Origin of the sequence: Amycolatopsis thermalba, from assembly GCF_003385215.1 — a bacterium.
In the GTDB taxonomy this organism is placed as follows: Bacteria; Actinomycetota; Actinomycetes; order Mycobacteriales; family Pseudonocardiaceae; genus Amycolatopsis_E; species Amycolatopsis_E thermalba.
In genome coordinates, this window is sequence record NZ_PQHW01000040.1 from 37827 (window position 1) to 57241 (window position 19415).

The window sequence follows — 19415 nt, forward strand, 5'->3', positions numbered from 1 at the left end:
GCAGGAAACGCTACCCGCTGGCCTCGGTCACCCCGGCCCGGCCCTCCGAGGTTCTAGGCTGGCGGGACGCGCACCCCGACGACACTGGGACGGATGGATGACCGAGGTCGTGAAGCTCGCCGACGAGTTCGTGGAAGCCCTCTTCGACGCGGAGCCGCTGTGGCCCGCGGTGCTGGGGCTGGAGTCCGCCCGGACCGGGCTCGGTGAGCTCAGTGCCGAGGCCGAGGCCGCCCACCGCGGCCGGCTCGAGGAGTTCGTCCGGCGCGCCGAGGCGATCGAGGCGTCCACGCTGAGCGCCGAGGACCGGGTGACCCGGGACGTGCTGCTCACCCAGGCCCGCGGCAACCTGGACCGGCTGGACACCCACCTGGTCGAGTTCACGATCAGCGACATCTTCGTCGCCCCCGCGGTCGGCCTGCTGACCATCCTGCCGATGATCGGCGTGCCCGACGACGAGCAGGGCCGCCGCCACCTCGACCGGCTCGCCGCGATCCCGCGGTACCTGGAGCAGGCCGCCGACCGGCACCGCGCGGGCGTCGCCGCCGGGCGGGTCCCGGTCGAGCACCTGGTGCGCGCCGCGGTCGCGCACCTGGACCGCTACCTGGCCGCGCCGGACGCCGACCCGCTGCTGCGCCAGCCCGCGCCGAGCGAGGAGTTCGCCGCCGCGCGTGAGCGGGTGCTGGCCGAGGTCGTGCGGCCCGCGTTCGCGGCCTACCAGGACGCGCTGGCGACGGACATCGCTCCGCACGGGCGCCCGCCGGAGAAGCCCGGCGTGTGCTGGCTGCCCGGCGGTGAGCGTATCTACGCCGCCCTGGCGCGCACGCACACCACCACCGACCGCACTCCGGACGAGCTGCACGAAACCGGGCTGCGCCTCATCGGCGAGCTGGCCCGCGAGTACCGCGAGATCGGCTCCCGCGTGTTCGGCACCGACGACCTGGCCGAGATCTTCCGGCGCCTGCGGACCGATCCGGGGTTGCGCTGGCGCAGCGCGGAGGAACTGCTCGGCACCGCGCGGTCGGCGATCAGCCGCGCCGAGGAGGCCGCGCCGCGCTGGTTCGGCCGGATCCCGCCGCACCCGTGGGTCGTGGAGCCGGTGCCCGCGGCCGAAGCGCCCGGCGGGCCGGCGGCGTTCTACCTGCAGCCCGCCGTCGACGGCTCCCGGCCGGGCATCTACTTCGCCAACACCCACGAGGTGACCGAACGGTTCCGGCACGCCGCCGAGGTGATGGCGTTCCACGAGGCGATCCCCGGCCACCACTTCCAGCTCTCCACCGCGCTGACGCTGACCGACCTGCCGCTGCTGCGCCGGATCGGCGACTTCAACGCCTACGCCGAGGGCTGGGGCCTCTACAGCGAACGGCTGGCCGCGGAGATGGGGCTGTACTCCGACGACGTCGCGCTGCTCGGCATGCTCACCATGGACTCGATGCGCGCCGGGCGGCTGGTCGTGGACACCGGCCTGCACGCCAAGGGCTGGAGCCGGCAGCAGGCGGTGGACTACCTGCGCGAGCACACCCCGATGCCGCAGGTGGAGATCGAGTCCGAAGTGGACCGCTACATCGCCTACCCGGGCCAGGCGCTGTCGTACATGGTGGGGCGGCTGGAGATCCAGCGCGTGCGGGCGCGGGCCGAGCAGGCGCTGGGGGAGCGGTTCGACATCCGCGCCTTCCACGACCTGGTCCTCGGCGGCGGCGCGCTGCCGCTGTCGGTGCTGGCGGCCGTCGTCGACGAGTGGATCGAGCGGGCATGAGCGAGGTGGACGCGCTCGCCGAGGAGCTCACCGGCCGGATGTTCGAGGCCGATCCGCTGCGCCCGTCGGTGCTCGGCCTGCCCGGCGACCACGACCGGTTGCCCGACCTCACCGCCGAAGCGGAGGTGCGGCACCGGGCGGCCTACCTGGACATCGCCGCCCGGGCCGAAGCGGCCACCCCGCCGGGGCCGGAGGAATCGCTGACCCGCGACGTCGTGGTCCAGCAGGCCCGGGCCGCCGTCGACCTGCTCGACGCGCGGCTGCCCGAGTTCGCCGTCAGCGACGCCTTCACCGCCCCGGTGCAGCTGCTGCTGATGACCCTGCCGATGATCGACGTGACCGGCGAGGCCCGGGCACGGGGCTTCCTCGCCCGGCTCGCCGCGTTCCCGTCCTTCGTGGACCAGGTGGTGGAACGGCAGTCCGGCGACGTGGTCCCGCCGGACTTCCTGGTCGATGCGGCGATCGGCTACTTCGACCGGATGCTCGCCGCGCCGGAGCTGCCGTCGCTGCGACTCGACGTGGGGTCGGAGACGCCGGCCGCCGAGCGGGACGCGCTGCTGGCCGGCGTCGTGCGGCCCGCGCTGACCCGCTACCGCGAGTTCCTCGCCGGGGAACTGCGGCCGCGGGCCCGGCCCGCGGCGGAGGCCGGGCTGTGCTGGCAGCCGGGCGGCCTGCCGCGCTACGCCGGGCTGATCCGCGCGCACACCACCACCGAGCGCACCGCGCAGGAGCTGCACGACATCGGGCTGGCGCTGATGGCCGACCTGACCGGGGAGTTCCGCACGATCGGCCGCCGGGTGTTCGGGACGGCCGAGACGGCCGAGATCTTCGGCCGCCTGCGCACCGATCCCGCGTTGCGGTGGGGCAGCGGCGAGGAACTGCTGGCCGCCGCGCGCGCCGCGATCGAGCGGGCGGAGGCCGAGGCGCCGCGGTGGTTCAAGACGATCCCGTCCGCGCGGTGCGAGGTGCGCCCGGTGCCCGAAAGCGACGCCGACGCGGGCACCATCGCCTACTACGTCGAACCGGCGCTGGACGGCTCCCGGCCGGGCATCTACTACGCCAACACCTTCCACGCCGGGGAGCGGTTGCGGCACGTCAGCGAGGCGATCGCCTACCACGAGGGGGTTCCCGGGCACCACTTCCAGCTGTCGCTGGCGCTCGGGCTGGACCTGCCGTTGCTGCACCGCGTCGCCGGCGTCAACGCCTACACCGAGGGCTGGGGCCTCTACGCCGAGCGGCTGGCCGAGGAGATGGGCCTCTACACCGGCGACGTGGCCCGGCTCGGGATGCTCACCCAGGACGCGATGCGCGCCGCGCGGCTGGTCGTGGACACCGGCCTGCACGCCCTGGGCTGGTCCCGGCAGCAGGCGGTGGACTACCTGCGCGAGAACACGCCCATGGCGGCGGTGGAGATCGAGGAGGAGACCGACCGCTACGCCGGCTGCCCGGGCCAGGCCCTGTCCTACATGACGGGACGGCTGGAGATCGACCGGATCCGCGCGGGCGCGGTGTGGGCGCTGGGGGAGCGGTTCGACATCCGCGAGTTCCACGACGTCGTGCTGGGACACGGCATCCTCCCGCTGCCGGTCCTCGACCGGGTGGTTTCGGACTGGATTACCAGCCGGTAGGGTGGCTCGCACGACAGGTAAGCGCACGCTTAGGACAGAAGGTGGCATCGATGCGGATCGGCACCCAGATCTCGTACTCCGGCGGGTTCGCCGAGAGCGTCCGCGACGTCGTCGAGCTGGAGAAGGCCGGCCTCGACGTCGTCACCATCCCCGAGGCCTACTCGTTCGACGCGGTCAGCCAGCTCGGCTACGTCGCGGCGAAGACCGAGCGCGTCCAGCTCGCGTCGGGCATCCTGCAGATCTACACGCGCACGCCGACGCTGACCGCGATGACGGCGGCCGGCCTGGACTTCGTGTCCGATGGCCGGTTCATCCTCGGCATCGGCGCGTCCGGGCCGCAGGTCGTGGAGGGCTTCCACGGCGTGCGCTACGACGCGCCGCTGGGCCGGACCCGCGAGATCGTGGAGATCTGCCGCCAGGTGTGGCGGCGCGAGCGCGTGGTGCACGACGGCAAGCACTACCAGATCCCGCTGCCCGCGGACCAGGGCACCGGCCTGGGCAAGCCGCTGAAGATCATCAACCACCCGGTGCGGGAGCGGATCCCGGTGCAGATCGCGGCCATCGGGCCGAAGAACGTGGCGCTGACCGCGGAGATCGCCGAGGGCTGGCAGCCGATCTTCTTCCACCCGGAGCGCGCCGCCGAGGTGTGGGGCGAGGCGCTGGCCGAGGGCCGGGCCAAGCGGGACCCGTCGCTGGGTGAGCTGGACGTCGCGGTCGGGGTGCCGGTGGCGATCGGCGAGGACGTGGGCCACATGCTCGACTGGGTCCGCCCGGTCGTCGCTCTCTACGTCGGCGGCATGGGCGCCCGCGGCAAGAACTTCTACAACGAGCTGGCCTGCCGCTACGGCTACGAGGCCGAGGCCAAGCTGATCCAGGACCTCTACCTGGACGGCAAGAAGGAGGAGGCCGCCGCCGCGATTCCGGCCGAGCTGCTGGAGGCGATCTCCCTGGTCGGCCCGAAGGGGCTGGTCAAGGAGCGGCTGGCCGCCCTGCGCGCGGCCGGGGTCACCACCCTGCAGGTCACGTTCCTCGAACCCGACCCGGCCCGGCGCGTCGGCGTGGTGAGCGAGCTGCGCGAACTGCTCAGCTGACCCGGTCCAGGAACAGGAAGTCGGTCACCCCGACGACCGACAGGATCTGGCGCACGCCGGGCGGCATGCTGGTGCGCTGCTCGTCGTGCACGACGCGGGGCCGGGTCGTCCGGACGGACCGGCCCCGCGTCTCGATCTCGCAGCCGCCCGCGGCGAGGATGTTGCGGACCCAGTCGGTGTCCGGCCCGTAGGTCAGCGCCAGGACGTAGCCGCCGTCGGCGCGGAAGACGTTCACCGGCGTCCGGTAGGTCGTCCCGGACTTGCGGCCCCGGTGGACGATCGTCCCGAACCCGGGCAGCCTCTTGGTCAGCGGGCCCAGGACGCGGTTGGTCGCGACGCGGTTGAACCGGGCGATCCTCTTCGGCAGCACCATGCGAACAGCATGCCCGCGCGGCCGCCAGAAATCAACACGTGATGAATTGACGTTTGGGTGCGCGGGCGCGGTGGAACGCTGCGGCATGCCCGAGCTGCCGGACGTCGAAGGCTTCCGCCGCACGCTCGCCGCGCACGGGGTGGGCAAGCGGATCACCGGCGTGACCACGCTGGACGCGGGGGTGCTGCGCGGGGTGAGCGCGCGCCGGTTGCGGGAGGCGTTGCGGGGCCGGCGGTTCGGCGAGCCCCGGCGGCTGGGGAAGTGGCTGGTCGTGCCGGCGGACGGCGGCCCGGAGACGGTGGTGCTGCACTTCGGCATGACCGGGTCGCTGGAGTGGTCCGGTTCGGACGACCGGCAGCGGCACGACCGGGTGATCTTCGCCTTCGACGACGGGGAGCTGCGGTACCGCGACATGCGCAAGCTGCAGGGCCTGCGCCTGCTCGCCGACGACGCGGAGCTGGACCGGCTGCTGGCCGGCACCGGGCCGGACGCGCTGGAGGTGCCGCGGGAGCGGTTCCGGGACCTGCTCGGCCGCCGCCGGGGCCTCAAGCAGCTGCTGACCGACCAGGCGGTGCTGGCCGGGCTGGGCAACCTGCTGGCCGACGAGATCCTGTGGCGGGCCCGGATCGCCCCGCGGGCCCGGGCCGCGGACCTGGACCGCGCGGCGGCCGACCGGCTGCACCGGGAGATGCGGAAGGTGCTGCGCGAGGCGGTGCAGGCCGGGCGGGTGCCGCCGCGCAAGACGTGGCTGACCGGACGGCGGGACGAGCCGTCGGGGTCGTGCCCGCGGTGCGGTCGTGCGCTGGCCCGTGGCCGGGTCGGCGGGCGGGGCACCGTGTGGTGCCCGCGGTGCCAGCCCGGTTGACAGCGCGGTTGACAGTGCGGGGAAATGGGGTAAGCCGGTGCCATGAACGACAAGGACGACGAGAAGAAGCCGGTCAGCCCGGAGCCGCCGCTGTCCCCGGACTTCCCGGAGGTGCGGCACCCCGATCTGGACCTCGGGCCCACCGACGACGTGGAGAAGCCGCCGAACTCGGAAAAGATCGAGGTCGAGGAAGGAGTGCCCGAGCCACCGGACTGAGCCCGGGCGGCGGGCACCGGGCGGAGCCCGGCCCGCGCTGGGAAGCAGCAGCCATCCGGCGCCGGCGGCGCTGGGCGCGGGGCCTGATGGCCGTCCGGCCGTGCCGGTACCGGCGGCGCTGGGCGGGGGCTGGCGGCCATGTGGCCGTTGCCCGGCGCCCATCGCGTCGAGCGTGGGGCCCGACGGCCACCCGGCGGCGGGGCCCGGGGTCCCGCGGGAAGGGCGGCCTCGGTGGGACCCCGGCTGCCGCGGTCGGCGTGCCGATCTCAGCGGCGGGGAGTCCCGGCGGCTGGTTCCGGTACGAGTGGCATCACGGCGCCCGCGAAATCAGCGCGAAGCGGCGATGTTCCGCCGCACCTGGGCGGGGTCCCGGTGGGCCGGCTCGCGGCCCACCGGCTGGTGCGGCGCCGGGCCGGGGTCGATCGGCGGGATCGGCTTCGTCGTCGGCGTCCCGGTCACCGACATCGGCTCGCCGTGGTGCCGGATCTCCACCTCCTTGCCGGACAGCAGCCGGTACGTCGCGTCGTCCCGGTGGATCTCCACCGCGAACCGGCTGCCGCGGAAGCACATGCGGAACTGGATGCGGTCCAGCGCGGGCGGCAGCCGCGGCGCGAAGCTCAGCTTGCCGTCGTGGTCGCGCATCCCGCCGAAACCCGCGACCACCCCCATCCACGCCCCGGCCAGCGACGCCATGTGCAGTCCGTTCCGGACGTTGTTGTGCACGTCGTGCAGATCGGTCAGCGCCGCCTCGCCCAGGTAGTCGTAGGCGAGGTCCAGGTGGCCCACCTCGGCCGCGATCACCGACTGCGTGCCTGCCGACAGCGACGAGTCCCGCACGGTCCTGGCCTCGTAGTAGGCGAAGTTGCGCTGCTTCTGCTCCGGCGTGAACGCATCCCCCCGGAAATGCAGCGCCAGCACCAGATCCGCCTGCTTGACCACCTGCTTGCGGTACAGGTCGAAGTACGGGTAGTTCAGCAGCAGCGGGTAGTTCTCCAGTGGCGTGCCCGCGAAGTCCCAGTCCAGGTGCTCGGTGAACCCCTCCGACTGCGGGTGCACCCCCAGCTCTTCGTTGTACGGCACGAACATCCGCTCGGCCGCCTGCCGCCAGGCCGCCAGCTCGGCTTCGTCCACACCGTACAGTGCCGCGACCTCCGGCACCCGCTCGCAGGACGCCGCCGCCTCGCGGAGGTTCCGTTGCGCCATCAGGTTCGTGTAGACGTTGTTGTCCGCGACCGCCGAGTACTCGTCCGGCCCGGTCACGCCGTCGATGCGGAAGCGGCCGTGCCGGTCGAAGTGGCCCAGCGACATCCACAGCCGCGCCGTCTCCAGCAGCAGCTCGGTGCCACACTGGCGCTCGAACTCCGCGTCACCGGTGGCCCAGTAGTAGCGGGCGACCGCGTCGGAGATGTCGGCGCTGACGTGGAACGCCGCGGTGCCCGCCGGCCAGTACGCCGAGCACTCCGCGCCGTTGATCGACCGCCACGGGAACGCCGCGCCGCGCAACCCCAGCTGCCGCGCCCGTTCCCGCGCCTTGGGCAGCGTGGAGTGCCGCCACCGCAAGGCATCCCGTGCCGCCTCCGGCACGCTGTAGGTCAGCACCGGCAGCACGAACGACTCGGTGTCCCAGAAGGCGTGGCCGTCGTAGCCCGGCCCGGTCAGCCCCTTGCCCGGGATCGCGCGGCTCTCCCCGCGGGCCCCGGCCTGCAGGATGTGGAACAACGCGAACCGGGTCGCCTGCTGCAGCTCCGGGTCGCCGTCGATCTCGATGTCGGCGGTCTCCCAGAAGTCGTCCAGGAAGGCGCGCTGCTCGGCCAGCAGGCCGTCCCAGCCGGTCTGCAACGCCCCGGCCAGCGCGGCGTCCACCTGCGCCCGCAGCGCCGGCACCGAACGCTGCGCCGACCACCCGTAGCCGACGAACTTCGTCAGCCGCAGCACCTTGCCCTGCGGCACGTCCACCGCGATGCTCAGCCGCGCCAGGTCCTCCTCGGCGAGGATGTCGGTGCGCAGCCCGTCCGGCGACTCGATCTGGTGGTCCATCGCCGCGGCCACCCGCAGCCCGGACCGCCGCGTCTGGTGCACCAGCACCGCGCGGTAGCCCTCGGCGAGGAAGAACTCCGACTGGAGCGGCGACTGCAGCGCCGCGGCCACCCGCGGGTCCTTGCTGTCCGACTCGATCGGCTCGTTGGCCAGCAGGTCCGACTGCAGCACCAGCTGCATCTTCCCGTCCAGCGGCTCGACCTCGTACCGGATCGCCACCACCGCCCGCTGGGTGAACGACACCAGCCGCTGGGTCCGCACCCGCACGCACCGGCCGGTCGGCGACGACCACTCGGTGGTCCGGCTCAGCGTGCCCGTCCGGAAGTCCAGCACCCGCTCGTGCGCGGTCGCGGTGCCGTAGCGCATGTCGAACGGCTCGTCCTCCACCAGCAGGCGGATGATCTTGCCGTCGGTCACGTTCACGATCGTCTGCCCGGCCTCCGGGTAGCCGTAGCCGGCCTCCGCGTAGGGCAGCTCGTGTTCCTCGTAGAAGCCGTTCAGGTAGGTGCCGGGCAGACCGCGCGGCTCGCCCTCCTCGAGCGTGCCGCGCAGGCCGATGTGCCCGTTCGACAACGCGAACGTCGATTCGGTGCGCTGCAACTGGTCCACCGCCAGCCCGCGCCACCGCAGTTCCCACGGCGCGCATTCGTAGCCGCGCGTCACCAGGCTCATGCCTTGTCCCCCAGCAGTTCCGCGAGATCGTCCACCACCACGTCGGCGCCGTGCTCCCGCAGCGCCTCCGCCTGGTCCGCCCGGTTCACGCCGACGACGAACCCGAAGTTCCCCGCCCGGCCCGCTTCGACACCGGCCAGCGCGTCCTCGAACACCGCGGCCCGCTCCGGGCCGACGCCCAGCGCCTCGGCCCCGGCCAGGAACGAGTCGGGCGCCGGTTTGCCGCGCAGCCCGTCGCGGGTGATGACCAGCCCGTCGATGCGCGCCTGCACGAACGGGGTGAACCCGGCGGCGTCCAGGACCGCCTGCGCGTTCGCCGACGACGTCACCACCGCGATCGCCAGTCCCGCGTCCCGGGCGGCCTCCAGGTACCGGCGGGAGCCCTCGTAGGGATTCGGGCCGCGCTCGGCGATGATCCGCAGCACGAGATCGTTCTTGCGGTTGCCCAGCCCGTGCACGGTGTGCTCGGTGGGCGCGTCGCCCGGATCGCCCTCGGGCAGGTCGATCCCGCGCGAGGCGAGGAACGTGCGCACCCCGTCCAGCCGCGGCCGCCCGTCCACGAAGCGGGCGTAGTCGGCGTCGGTGAACGGGTGGAAACCGCTTCCGTCCCGTTCGCGCAGGAACTGGTCGAACGTCTGCTTCCAGGCCTCCCGGTGCAGCGCGGCGGTGCCGGTGAGGACACCGTCCAGGTCGAACAGGCACGCGGTGATGCCGTCGGGCAACCCGATCATGCCTGCACGGTACCTGCGAACCGGTGCGCTCGCCGCGCTCCGCTGCGTATAACGACCTATACCGGGCGGCGCTAGTGATCCGGGTGCGGGCGGACGTGGTGGATCAGCTCGTGGACGGTCGCGTCCGCGAGCCGGTACCGCACGATCCGGCCGGTTCGCCGCGCGGTGACCAGGCCGTGCGCGCGCAACAGCCGCAGCGCCTGGGAGACCGCGGTGTCCGTCATGCCGGCCGCCACCGCCAGGTCGGAGACGCAGATCTCCCGCGCGTAGTGGATGCACACGAGCAACGTCAGGCGCGACGGGTCGGCCAGGACGGAGAACCGCTCGGCCCACTCGCGCACCACGTCCCGCTCGCCGAGCCCGGCCAGCGCCGCCTCGACGGCCGGGCCGTCGATCACCCGGCGATCCGCCCCGTTCGTCACCCCGGCATCGTCTCATCCGCCCGCGGCCCGCGTTGCTGGCAGGATCGACGCGTGACCGACATTCCCTTCCGCACCGCACGGGAACTGCGCGCCGCGCTCGGGGCGCGCGAGCTGTCCGCCCGCGAGGTCGTCCAGGCGCACCTCGACCAGATCGACCGCGTCAACCCACGGGTCAACGCCGTCGTCACGGTCGTCGCCGAGCGGGCGCTGGCCGAGGCGGCCTCGGCTGACGAGCGCGCCGCCCGCGGCGCGGACCTGCCGCCCCTGCACGGCATCCCGGTCGCGCACAAGGACACCCACGAGACGGCCGGCATCCGCACCACGTTCGGCTCGCCGCTGCACGCGGACCACGTGCCCGAACGCGACGAGCTGGTGATCGAGCGCATGCGGGCCGCCGGGGTGATCAGCCTCGGCAAGACCAACGTGCCGGAGTTCGCCGCCGGCTCGCACACCTTCAACCCGGTCTTCGGCGCCACCCGGAACCCCTACGACCCCGGCCGGTCCGCGGGCGGGAGCAGCGGTGGCGCCGCGGCCGCCCTGGCCACCGGGATGCACCCGCTCGCCGACGGCAGCGACCTCGGCGGGTCGCTGCGCAACCCGGCGTCGTTCTGCAACGTCGTCGGATTCCGGCCGTCGACCGGGCGAGTGCCGTCGTGGCCGGCGCCGCTGGGCTGGTCCGGGCTGGCGACGGCGGGCCCGATGGCCCGCACCGTCGCCGACGCGGCGCTGCTGCTGTCGGTGCTCGCCGGGCCGGACCCGCGGTCGCCGATCGCGCTGGACGCGCCGGGGGAGGTCTTCGCCCGTCCGCTGGACCGCGACGTGCGCGGCCTGCGGATCGCGTGGTCGCCCGACCTGGGCGGGAGCGTGCCGGTGGAACCGGAGGTTGCGGACGTGGTCGAGGCGTCGGCGAAGGCGTTCGCGGACATGGGGTGCGTGGTGGAGCGCGACTGCCCGGACTTCACCGGCGCGGACGAGGCGTTCCGCATCCTGCGGGCGTGGCAGTTCGCGGTGAAGTTCGGGCCGCTGCTGGCGTCCGCGCGGGACCGGCTCAAGGACAGCATCGTGTGGAACACCGAGGAGGGGCTGCGGCTGTCGGCGACCGACGTGGGACGCGCCGAGGTCCGGCGCACCGAGCTGTTCCACCGCTTCCGCGAGTTCTTCACCCGCTACGACTTCCTGGTGCTGCCGGTGAGCCAGGTGCCGCCGTTCGACGGGGAGCTGGAGTACCCGGTGCGGGTCGCGGGCCAGGACATGGAGACCTACCTGGACTGGATGCGCTCGGCCTACTTCGTCACGGTCAGCGGTTCGCCCGCGTTGTCGGTGCCGGCCGGGTTCACGCCGGACGGCCTGCCGGTGGGGGTGCAGATCGTGGGGCCGCACCGCGCGGACTTCGCCGTGCTGCAGCTGGGGCACGCGTTCGAGCAGGCCACCCAGGTGGGCCGGCAGCGCCCGGCGGTGGCGCGATGAGGGCGCGGGAGCTGTGGGTGGTGCTGGAGACGCTGCACGACGTCACCTACTTCGCCCCGCAGGCGAAGGCGGCGCACGAGGCCGCGGGGCTTCGCGGGTTCTGGCGCGGGTACGTCGGGACGCGGGCGGCGCCGCTGGGCGCGGCGGGGCTCGGGGTGGTGACGGCGGTGTTCTACAACTTCGCGCCGTCGTTCCTGGCGCGGTCGGTGCCCGCGATCTGGGAGGTGGTGTCCCCGGCGGACGCGCTGGCAGCCCGGAGCGCGGGTGCGGTGGCGGCGCTGCGGGCACACGTGCCGGAGGTGCCGGGGCCGGTGCTGTCGGTGTTGCGGCGGATCGTGGAGGCGGCCGGCTGGGCGGGGCGGCCGCTGGGGCGGCGAACGCCGCGCTGCCGTGGCCGGACGAGGCGCTCGCCGCGCTCTGGCAGGCGGCGACGACGTTGCGCGAGCACCGCGGCGACGGCCACGTGGCGGTGCTCGCCGCGGAGGGGATCGACGGCCTGGAGGCCCACGCCCTGCGCGACGCGGGGGACGGCAGCGGGAGCGTGGTGGCACCCCACCGCGGCTGGACGGACGAGGAGTGGACGGCGGCACGCGAGCGCCTCACCGCGCGGGGACTCGTGCGTGCGGACGGACTGACCGACGAGGGCGCCCGGCTGAGGGACCACATCGAGCGGCGGACGGACGAGCTGGCGGCGGCGCCGTACGCGGTGGCGGACGCGGACGAGCTGGCCACGCTGGATGGCTGGCTGAGGCCGATCGCGCGGGGGCTGGTGCCGGCGCCGGTGCCACACCCGAACCCGGTGGGGGCGCCCGCGCCCTGAGCCGCTGCGCGGGGCTGACCGCCGGGCGGCCGGAGGGCGGTTGGGCCGGGTGGCGGGATCGGTGGCGGAGCCGCCGTGCTTGCGCAGCTGCACCATCGCCGGGGCTGACGGCCGGGGAGCCGCAGCGCGGCGTTGCGGCGGCGCCGGTGTGCGGCGCTGTCGCGGCGCGGTGGTGCGTAAAGGCGCTGGGTGGCGGTGCCGGAGGGTGGTCAGGCCGGGGCGGTGATCGCGGAGCCGCCGTGTTGTGAGCTGCACCGCCGCCGGGGACTGCCGCGGAGCCGAGCCGCAGTGCGGCCTGCCGCGGCGTTGTGACGGCACCGGTGTGCGGCGCTGCCGTGCCGGCCTGCTGCGTTCCCGTCGGAGCCGCCCCTGCCGCCGGTGCCGCCAGGGCGCCGTTGTCGCCGGGCTGCCCCTGCCGCCCAGCGCCGGAGCGCCGTCGCCGGAGCGCCGCGCCGCCGCCGGGGCGTCGCAGGCCGGCTTGGGTTCAGAACTGCAGCCAGCCCACCGCCGACGCCACCAGCAGCGCCGCCACCAGCACTGCCAGCACCACCGAGATCACGATCGTCGCGACGGGGAGGGCTCGTGGTGGTTTCTGCTGGTGGTGCGAGAGGCCGGAGGTCTGCCCCGAGTCCGGCGGCGTGTCACCGGGGGCGACGCCTCCGCCGGGCTCCAGCCCCGGCGTCCGGGCCGGGTCGGGGTCGGGCGGGGTGTCGCCCGGCCGCGGATCGGGACCGCTCATCGCACACTCACCTTCCCACCGACGCCGACACGTCGAACGACAAGCCCTTGTCCCCGCCGGCCACGCGCACCCGCGCGCCCGGGGACAGCTCGCCGCGCAGCATCATCCTCGACAACGGGTTGTCGACCTCGCGCTGGATCGTGCGGCGCATCGGGCGCGCGCCGAACTCGGGCTGGTACCCGGCCCGCGCCAGCCACGACACCGCCTCCGGCGTGAACTCCAGCGTGATGCCCTGCGCGTGCGCCCGCCGTTTCGTCTGCTCCAGCATCAGCTCGGTGATCTGCTCCAGCTGCCGGGCCGCCAGCTTGCGGAACACGATGATCTCGTCGATCCGGTTGAGGAACTCCGGCCGGAACGACTCCCGCAGCCGCCGCATCAGCCGGTCCCGCAGCGGCCCCTCGGCGTCGCCGCGGTCGGTGCCGAACCCGAGCGCGCCCTGCGTGCTGCTGGAGATGATCTCCGACCCGATGTTGCTGGTCATGATGAGCACGGTGTTGGTGAAATTCACCGTGCGCCCGCGCCCGTCGGTGAGCCGGCCGTCGTCGAGGACCTGCAGCAGCACGTTGAAGATCTCCGGGTGCGCCTTCTCGATCTCGTCGAACAGCACCACCGAGTAGGGCCGCCGCCGCACCGCCTCGGTCAGCTGGCCGGCCTCCTCGTACCCGACGTAGCCCGGGGGAGCGCCGATCAGCCTGCTGACCGTGTGCCGCTCGCCGTACTCGGACATGTCCAGCCGGATCATCCGCTCCTCGTCGCCGAACAGCGCCGCCGCCAGCGCCCGCGCCAGCTCGGTCTTGCCGACCCCGGTCGGGCCGAGGAACAGGAAACTGCCGTAGGGCCGGCCCGGCGGGGCGAACCCGGCCCGCGACCGGCGCACCGCCTCGGCGACCGCGTCGACCGCCTCCTCCTGCCCGATGACCCGTTCGTGCAGGTGCTCCTCCAGCCGCAGCAGCCGGTCGCGCTCGTCCTCGGTCAGCTGGTTCACCGGCACCCCGGTCAGCCGCGAGATCACCTCGGCGATGTCCTCGCGCGTCACCTCCTGCGCCCCGCCGGGCCGCCCGTCGCTGTCCGCGGCGCGCAGCTGCTCACGCAGGCCGGCGATCTCGTCGCGCAGGGCCGAGGCGCGCTCGAAGTTCTCCTCCGCGACGGCCTGGTCCTTGTCCCGGGACAGCTCCTCCAGCCGGGCCTGCATCTCACGCACGTCGTGGGGACGGCGGCCGGCGCGCAGCCGCACCCGCGCGCCCGCCTGGTCGATCAGGTCGATCGCCTTGTCCGGCAGGAACCGGTCGGTCAGGTAGCGGTCGGACAGGTCGGCGGCCGCGGCCAGCGCCTCGTCGGTGAACCGGACCTGGTGGTGCGCCTCGTACCGGTCGCGCAGGCCGTGCAGGATCGCGACGGTGTCGGCCACCGACGGCTCGGGCACCAGGATCGGCTGGAACCGCCGCTCCAGCGCCGGGTCGTTCTCGATGTGCTGCCGGTACTCCTCCAGCGTGGTCGCGCCGACGATGTGCAGCTCGCCGCGGGCCAGCGCGGGCTTGAGCATGTTGCCCGCGCCCATCGAGCCCTCCGACGCGCCCGCGCCGACCACGGTGTGCAGCTCGTCGATGAACACGATCAGCTGGTCGCGGTGCGCGCGGATCTCGTCGAGGAGGTTGGTCATGCGCTCCTCGAAGTCGCCGCGGTAGCGGGTCCCGGCGACCATCGCGGTCAGGTCGAGCCGCACCACCTGGCGCCGGGCGAGCAGGTCGGGCACGTCGCCGTCGCAGATGCGCTGCGCCAGGCCCTCGACGATCGCCGTCTTGCCCACGCCCGGTTCGCCGATCAGGACCGGGTTGTTCTTGGTGCGCCGCGACAGCACCTCGATGGTCTGCTCGATCTCCTCGTCGCGCCCGACGACCGGGTCGATGTTGCCCTCGGCCGCCTCGGCGGTGAGATCGCGGCCGTACTGGTCCAGTGTCGGCGTGCCGGTGCGGGCCGGCCGCTGCTCGGGCCGGGCGCCCTGCGGTGACGGCCCCTGGAAGGCCTCCGGGGTGACGCCCGCCCGCGCGAGGATGCGGCCGGCCGCGGAGTCCGGGTTGGCCACGAGCGCGAGCAGCAGGTGCTGGGGCCCGATGTAGGTGGAGCCGAGGGTGCGGGCGATGCCGTGCGCGTCCAGCAGCGTGCGCTTGGCGCCCGGCGCGAGCATGGCCGGCGTGCTGCGCTGACCGGCGCCGTTGCCGTGCCGGTCGATCTCACGCGCGATGTCGTCGGGGTCGGCGCCCGCGCTCTCCAGCAGCCGGCGCGTCGGCGAGGCCTGGGTGGCCGCCCACAGCAGCTGTTCGGTGTCGACGTCGGTGCGGCCCTGCTCGGCGGCCTTCTCGGCGGCGTGCGCGACGAGTTCCCGCGCCTGGTCGGACATGAGGCGGGTGATGTCGACCGCGTTCGGCCGCCTGCTGGGCACGGCGTTGCCGAAGAACTGGGCCAGGAACTGGTCGAACGGACTGCCGGGCCCGCCCGCGAAGAAGCCGGTCATGTGCGCGGAACACTCCTTAGCCGTGGGGGTGCGCGCCCGGCGCTCCACATCGGACGGAACGGGCCCGGGCGATCCACCGCCGTCGGCTACCCGGGGCCGGGCGGGGTGAAACCGCGAGGTCAGGGCTCTTCGGTGAGCTTCTCGCGCAGGTGCTGCAGGGTCTGCGCGAGCAGCCGCGACACGTGCATCTGGGAGATGCCCACGCGCTTGGCGATCTGGGTCTGCGTCATGTTGCCGAAGAACCGCAGCATGAGGATGGTGCGCTCGCGCGGGGCCAGGTCGCGCAGCAGCGGCTGCAGTGCCTCGTGGTTCTCCACGGTCTCGATGCCGTAGTCCTCTTCCCCGAGGGTGTCGGCCAGCGACGCGGCGTCGTCGTCCTCACCGGCGGGTTTGTCGACCGACACGGCGTAGTAGGCGTTGCCGGCCTGCAGGCCCTCGCTCACCTCGTCGGGCGTGAGGTCCAGCTCGCGAGCGATCTCGGTCGGGGTCGGCGCGCGGCCCAGGCGCTGGCCCAGCTCGCCGCTGGCCTGCCCGATCTGCAGGTGGAGTTCCTTGAGCCGGCGCGGCACCCGCACCGACCAGCTGGCGTCGCGGAAGTGCCGCCGCACCTCGCCCATGATCGTGGGCACCGCGAAGGACAGGAAGTCGGTGCCGCGTTCCGGCTCGAACCGGTCGACGGCGTTGATCAGCCCGACCCGCGCGACCTGCAGCAGGTCCTCGTACGCCTCGCCGCGCCCGCTGAACCGGCGCGCGATGTGCTCGGCCACCGACAGGTACTGGGTGACCAGCGCGGTGCGGAGCCGCTCGCGGCGCGGATCCTCCGGCGGGGTGGCCGCCAGATCCGTGAAGGTGGGGGTGTCGTCCACCGAGGAATCGTTGTCCTCGACGGTGCCCGCGAGGCGCGTCTCAGCCAACGTTCCGCTTCCCCCCGCTGCTTCGTCCCGGCCTGGTCATGGCCCGGGCTACCCCGTCCCGCCGTTCGCCACACCTGGTTGCGGCCGACCGCCGCGGGGAACCCCGGGCGGACGAGCCGGAACGAAGGAGGTCTTTCCATGGCTGCACACACCACGGGGCGGGCGCCGGTGGCCCAGGGTTTCGCGCTACTGGTCGGCGTGGTGTTCCTGGCACTGGGGATCGGCGGGTTCGCCACGTCCGGCGAACTCCTCGGGTTCCACACGGGAACGCTGCTGAACCTGACGCGCACCGCGGTCGGCCTGCTCGCGCTGGTGGCGGCCTGGAAGGGACCGTCCGCGCGGATCCTCGGCCTGGTGGTCTTCTTCGGACTGCTGGGCATCACCGTGTGGGGCCTGCTGTCGGCGGGCACCGGCGGCCCGGGTGACGTCCGCCGCCTGTTCGACCCGGCCTGGACCGACAACGCCCTGCACGGTGTGGTCGCGGTGCTGGGACTGGTCGTCTTCCTGCTGCCCACCCGGACGAGGAACACCGAAGGCGTGTGACGACTACGGAGAGTAGCAGTGCTGCGTAGCGTGTTTAGTTCCTCTGCCAGGGTGAAAGAACTCCTCCATGAGACGGGGAGAGGACGATCCGCTGCGAATCCTGGTGTGGCACGTGCACGGGTCGTGGACCAGTTCGTTCGTGCGCGGGCGGCACGAGTACCTCCTTCCGCTGTTGCCGGAGGGTGGTCCCTGGGGCCGGGGGCGTTGTGACCGAGCGTGGCCGTCGGCGCGGGAAGTGAGCCCGGCCCAGCTGCGCGACGCCGACATCGACGTGGTCGTCCTCCAGCGCCCGGAGGAGATCGAGCTGACCGAGCGCTGGACCGGGCGGAAGCCCGGCCGGGACGTGCCGGCGGTGTTCGTGGAGCACAACACCCCGACCGGCGACGTGCCGCGCACGCGGCACCCGCTGGCCGGCCAGGACGAGATCCCGCTGGTGCACGTCACCCACTTCAACCACCTGATCTGGGACTCCGGCCGGGCGCCCGCCACGGTCATCGAGCACGGGGTGGTCGACCCGGGTGAGCTCTACACCGGCGAGGAGGCCTCGATCGGCCTCGTGATGAACGAGCCGGTGCGGCGGGGCCGGGCGGTGGGCACCGACCTGCTGCCCGCCTTCGCCGAGGTCGCGCCGCTGGACGTGTGGGGCATCGGCGTGGAGAAGCTCGAGGAGCACTTCGGCTTGGGCGAGCGCCTGCGCACGCGGGGTGATCTCGGGCAGGACGCCCTGCACACGGGACTGGCGCGGTGCCGGCTGTACCTGCACACGCCACGCTGGACGTCGCTGGGCCTGTCGCTGATCGAGGCGATGCACCTGGGGATGCCGGTGGTGGCGGTGGCCGGCACGGAGGCGTCCCGGGCAGTGCCGCCGGAGGCGGGTTTCGTCTCGGCGGACGTGAACGAACTGGTGCGGGCGGCCGCCGAGCTCATGGCGGACCCGGAACTGGCGCACCGGATGGGCAAGCAAGCGCGCGAGCACGCGCTGGCCAGCTACGGCCTGGACGCCTTCCTGCGCAACTGGGACGTCCAGCTCGGCCGGGTGACGAGTGGAGGTAGCGCATGAAGATCTCGATGGTGTCGGAGCACGCCAACCCCCTGGCCGTGCTGGGCGAGGTGGACGCGGGCGGGCAGAACCTGCACGTGGCGGAGCTGTCCGCGGCGTTGTGCCGCCAGGGCCACGACGTCACCGTCTACACCCGGCGCGACGACCGCGCGCAGCCGGAGCAGGTCCGGGCCCTCGCGGGCTACCGGGTCGTGCACGTCCCGGCCGGCCCCGCGGAGCGCCTGCCCAAGGACGAGCTGCTGCCGCACATGACCGAGTTCGGGCGCTACCTGGCGAAGTCGTGGCAGCGGGACACCCCGGACGTGGTGCACGCGCACTTCTGGATGTCCGGGCTGGCGTCGCTGCTGGCCACCCGCGGCACCGACGTGCCGGTGGTCCAGACCTTCCACGCCCTCGGTGTGGTGAAGAAGCGCTACCAGGGCACCGCCGACACCAGCCCGCCCGAGCGGGTGCAGCTGGAGCGGCTGATCGGCAAGAACGCCGCCCGCGTCGCCGCGACCTGCTCCGACGAGGTCTTCGAGCTGGCCCGGATGGGCCTGCCGCGCGCACGCATGTCGGTCGCCCCGTGCGGGGTGGACCTGGAGCGCTTCACGCCGGACGGGCCGGCCGCCCCGCGCGGCACCCTGCACCGGATCGTCAGCGTCGGCCGGCTGGTGCCGCGCAAGGGGTTCGCGACGGCGATCGCCGCGCTGCCCGCCGTGCCCGGCGCCGAGCTGGTGATCGCCGGTGGCCCCGAGCAGGGACGGCTCGCCGACGACCCGGAGGCCAAGCGCCTGCTGGAGCTGGCGCGGCGGCTCGGTGTCGCCGACCGGGTCCGGCTGCTGGGCCAGGTGACGCGCGACGAGATGCCGTCGCTGCTGCGGTCGGCGGACCTGGTCGTGTGCACGCCGTGGTACGAGCCGTTCGGCATCGTGCCGCTGGAGGCCATGGCCTGCGGGGTCCCGGTGGTGGCGGCCGCGGTCGGCGGGCTGATCGACACCGTGGTGGACGGCGTGACCGGTGAGCTGGTGCCGCCGAAGCGGCCGGAGGCGCTCGCCGCGACCCTGCGGCGGCTGCTGGGCGACCCCGCGCAGCGCGAGGCGTACGGGATCGCCGGATGCGACCGCGCCCGGTCGCGGTACTCGTGGGACCGCATCGCGGTCGACGTCCTGCGCATCTACGAGAAGGCGCTGGGGGACAAGGTCCCGGCCGGTGCGGTGGTGCCCGCGGACGCCGCGGCGAGCCCGGTCTGACGCGAGCGAGCGGAAAGCCCCCTCGGGAGTGGTTCCCGAGGGGGCTCTTTCCGTCAGGTCAGCTTGTTGACCGCGGACTGGGCCTTGCCCTTGACCGTGCCCATCGCGTCCTGCGTGGGCGAGTAGGTCGCGTAGAGCTGTGGGTCGGGTTTGGGGGCGCTGCCGGGGCCGCCGAGGGGTTTGGGGTCCATGAGGTAGTCGATGCGGTCTTCGCCGGTGGACCAGGAGCCTTTGTTGCCGTCGGGGCCGTCGGAGAGGTGCCAGATGGTGTTGTTGTGGGTCTGGTCTTCTTCGTCGAGCAGGGCGTTGGGGGCGATGTCGCTTTCCAGGCCGTCGGCTT

At 73.7% G+C, this 19415-nt stretch carries 16 protein-coding genes and 2 pseudogenes; 10 read left to right on the plus strand and 8 right to left on the minus strand.

Annotated elements, in window-relative coordinates; all coding sequences use genetic code 11:
• The first annotated feature begins 97 nt into the window (after positions 1 to 97).
• From D0D15_RS17775 to D0D15_RS17785, 3 genes are read left to right on the plus strand one after another with little or no spacing between them, the layout of a single operon-like run.
• Complete coding sequence (locus D0D15_RS17775; protein WP_115944587.1) at positions 98 to 1753, plus strand: DUF885 domain-containing protein; 1656 nt, start codon at positions 98 to 100, stop codon at positions 1751 to 1753.
• Complete coding sequence (locus D0D15_RS17780) at positions 1750 to 3381, plus strand: DUF885 domain-containing protein (RefSeq protein WP_115944588.1); 1632 nt, start codon at positions 1750 to 1752, stop codon at positions 3379 to 3381. Before D0D15_RS17775 ends, D0D15_RS17780 begins: the two co-directional genes overlap by 4 nt.
• A gap of 50 nt (positions 3382 to 3431) precedes the next feature.
• Positions 3432 to 4472 (plus strand): LLM class F420-dependent oxidoreductase, encoded by a 1041-nt coding sequence (locus tag D0D15_RS17785; RefSeq protein ID WP_094005950.1) that lies wholly within the window; start codon positions 3432 to 3434, stop codon positions 4470 to 4472.
• On the opposite strand, the gene D0D15_RS17790 is transcribed toward D0D15_RS17785, so the two are convergent.
• Positions 4465 to 4845 (minus strand): nitroreductase family deazaflavin-dependent oxidoreductase, encoded by a 381-nt coding sequence (locus tag D0D15_RS17790; protein WP_094005951.1) that lies wholly within the window; start codon positions 4843 to 4845, stop codon positions 4465 to 4467. The two genes, D0D15_RS17785 and D0D15_RS17790, sit on opposite strands and share 8 nt — an antisense overlap.
• 85 nt (positions 4846 to 4930) lie before the next feature.
• On the opposite strand from D0D15_RS17790, the gene D0D15_RS17795 reads away from it, so the two are divergent.
• Both D0D15_RS17795 and D0D15_RS36340 read left to right on the plus strand, forming a co-directional pair.
• The gene (locus D0D15_RS17795) at positions 4931 to 5710 is read left to right on the plus strand and encodes a DNA-formamidopyrimidine glycosylase family protein (protein WP_094005952.1); all 780 of its coding nucleotides are present in this window, start codon (positions 4931 to 4933) and stop codon (positions 5708 to 5710) included.
• A gap of 42 nt (positions 5711 to 5752) precedes the next feature.
• Positions 5753 to 5926 carry a hypothetical protein gene (locus D0D15_RS36340; RefSeq protein WP_167481517.1) on the plus strand — a complete coding sequence of 58 codons (174 nt, stop codon included), beginning with the start codon at positions 5753 to 5755 and terminating at the stop codon, positions 5924 to 5926.
• Positions 5927 to 6253: 327 nt separating this feature from the next.
• Here the strand turns inward: D0D15_RS36340 and D0D15_RS17800 are convergent, their stop codons facing one another.
• The 3 genes from D0D15_RS17800 to D0D15_RS17810 form a co-directional block, all read right to left on the minus strand.
• On the minus strand, positions 6254 to 8635 hold the full coding sequence (locus D0D15_RS17800) for a glycoside hydrolase family 65 protein (protein ID WP_094005953.1): 2382 nt from the start codon (positions 8633 to 8635) through the stop codon (positions 6254 to 6256).
• Positions 8632 to 9366, minus strand: a complete 735-nt coding sequence (locus D0D15_RS17805; RefSeq protein ID WP_094005954.1) for an HAD family hydrolase — start codon at positions 9364 to 9366, stop codon at positions 8632 to 8634. Before D0D15_RS17805 ends, D0D15_RS17800 begins: the two co-directional genes overlap by 4 nt.
• A 71-nt stretch (positions 9367 to 9437) precedes the next feature.
• Complete coding sequence (locus D0D15_RS17810) at positions 9438 to 9788, minus strand: ArsR/SmtB family transcription factor (protein WP_094005955.1); 351 nt, start codon at positions 9786 to 9788, stop codon at positions 9438 to 9440.
• A 51-nt stretch (positions 9789 to 9839) separates the two neighbouring features.
• On the opposite strand from D0D15_RS17810, the gene D0D15_RS17815 reads away from it, so the two are divergent.
• A complete protein-coding gene (locus D0D15_RS17815; protein WP_094005956.1) occupies positions 9840 to 11255 on the plus strand; it encodes an amidase in 1416 nt (471 codons plus the stop codon).
• Positions 11252 to 12075, plus strand: a pseudogene (locus D0D15_RS17820) (SCO6745 family protein). The gene D0D15_RS17815 and the pseudogene D0D15_RS17820 overlap by 4 nt, the downstream one beginning before the upstream one ends.
• Before the next feature lie 484 nt (positions 12076 to 12559).
• Here the strand turns inward: D0D15_RS17820 and D0D15_RS17825 are convergent.
• The 3 genes from D0D15_RS17825 to D0D15_RS17835 all read right to left on the minus strand — a co-directional run bounded on the left by D0D15_RS17825 (position 12560) and on the right by D0D15_RS17835 (position 16240).
• Positions 12560 to 12814, minus strand: a complete 255-nt coding sequence (locus D0D15_RS17825) for a DUF6480 family protein (protein WP_094005957.1) — start codon at positions 12812 to 12814, stop codon at positions 12560 to 12562.
• A 7-nt stretch (positions 12815 to 12821) separates the two neighbouring features.
• Positions 12822 to 15326, minus strand: coding sequence for an ATP-dependent Clp protease ATP-binding subunit (locus tag D0D15_RS17830; RefSeq protein ID WP_094005958.1), 2505 nt, complete (start codon positions 15324 to 15326; stop codon positions 12822 to 12824).
• Positions 15327 to 15445: 119 nt separating this feature from the next.
• Positions 15446 to 16240 carry a SigB/SigF/SigG family RNA polymerase sigma factor gene (locus tag D0D15_RS17835; protein ID WP_094005959.1) on the minus strand — a complete coding sequence of 265 codons (795 nt, stop codon included), beginning with the start codon at positions 16238 to 16240 and terminating at the stop codon, positions 15446 to 15448.
• Positions 16241 to 16378: 138 nt separating this feature from the next.
• Here D0D15_RS17835 and D0D15_RS17840 point away from each other — a divergent pair, with 138 nt between their 5' ends.
• From D0D15_RS17840 to D0D15_RS17850, 3 genes are all read left to right on the plus strand, one after another.
• A complete protein-coding gene (locus D0D15_RS17840; RefSeq protein WP_094005960.1) occupies positions 16379 to 16783 on the plus strand; it encodes a DUF4383 domain-containing protein in 405 nt (134 codons plus the stop codon).
• Between the two features lie 235 nt (positions 16784 to 17018).
• Positions 17019 to 17843 carry a glycosyltransferase gene (locus D0D15_RS17845; RefSeq protein WP_094005961.1) on the plus strand — a complete coding sequence of 275 codons (825 nt, stop codon included), beginning with the start codon at positions 17019 to 17021 and terminating at the stop codon, positions 17841 to 17843.
• Positions 17840 to 19075, plus strand: coding sequence for a glycosyltransferase (locus D0D15_RS17850; RefSeq protein ID WP_094005962.1), 1236 nt, complete (start codon positions 17840 to 17842; stop codon positions 19073 to 19075). Before D0D15_RS17845 ends, D0D15_RS17850 begins: the two co-directional genes overlap by 4 nt.
• A gap of 53 nt (positions 19076 to 19128) precedes the next feature.
• On the opposite strand, the pseudogene D0D15_RS17855 reads toward D0D15_RS17850, so the two are convergent.
• Positions 19129 to 19415 (minus strand): annotated as a pseudogene (locus D0D15_RS17855) (manganese catalase); the annotation flags it as partial.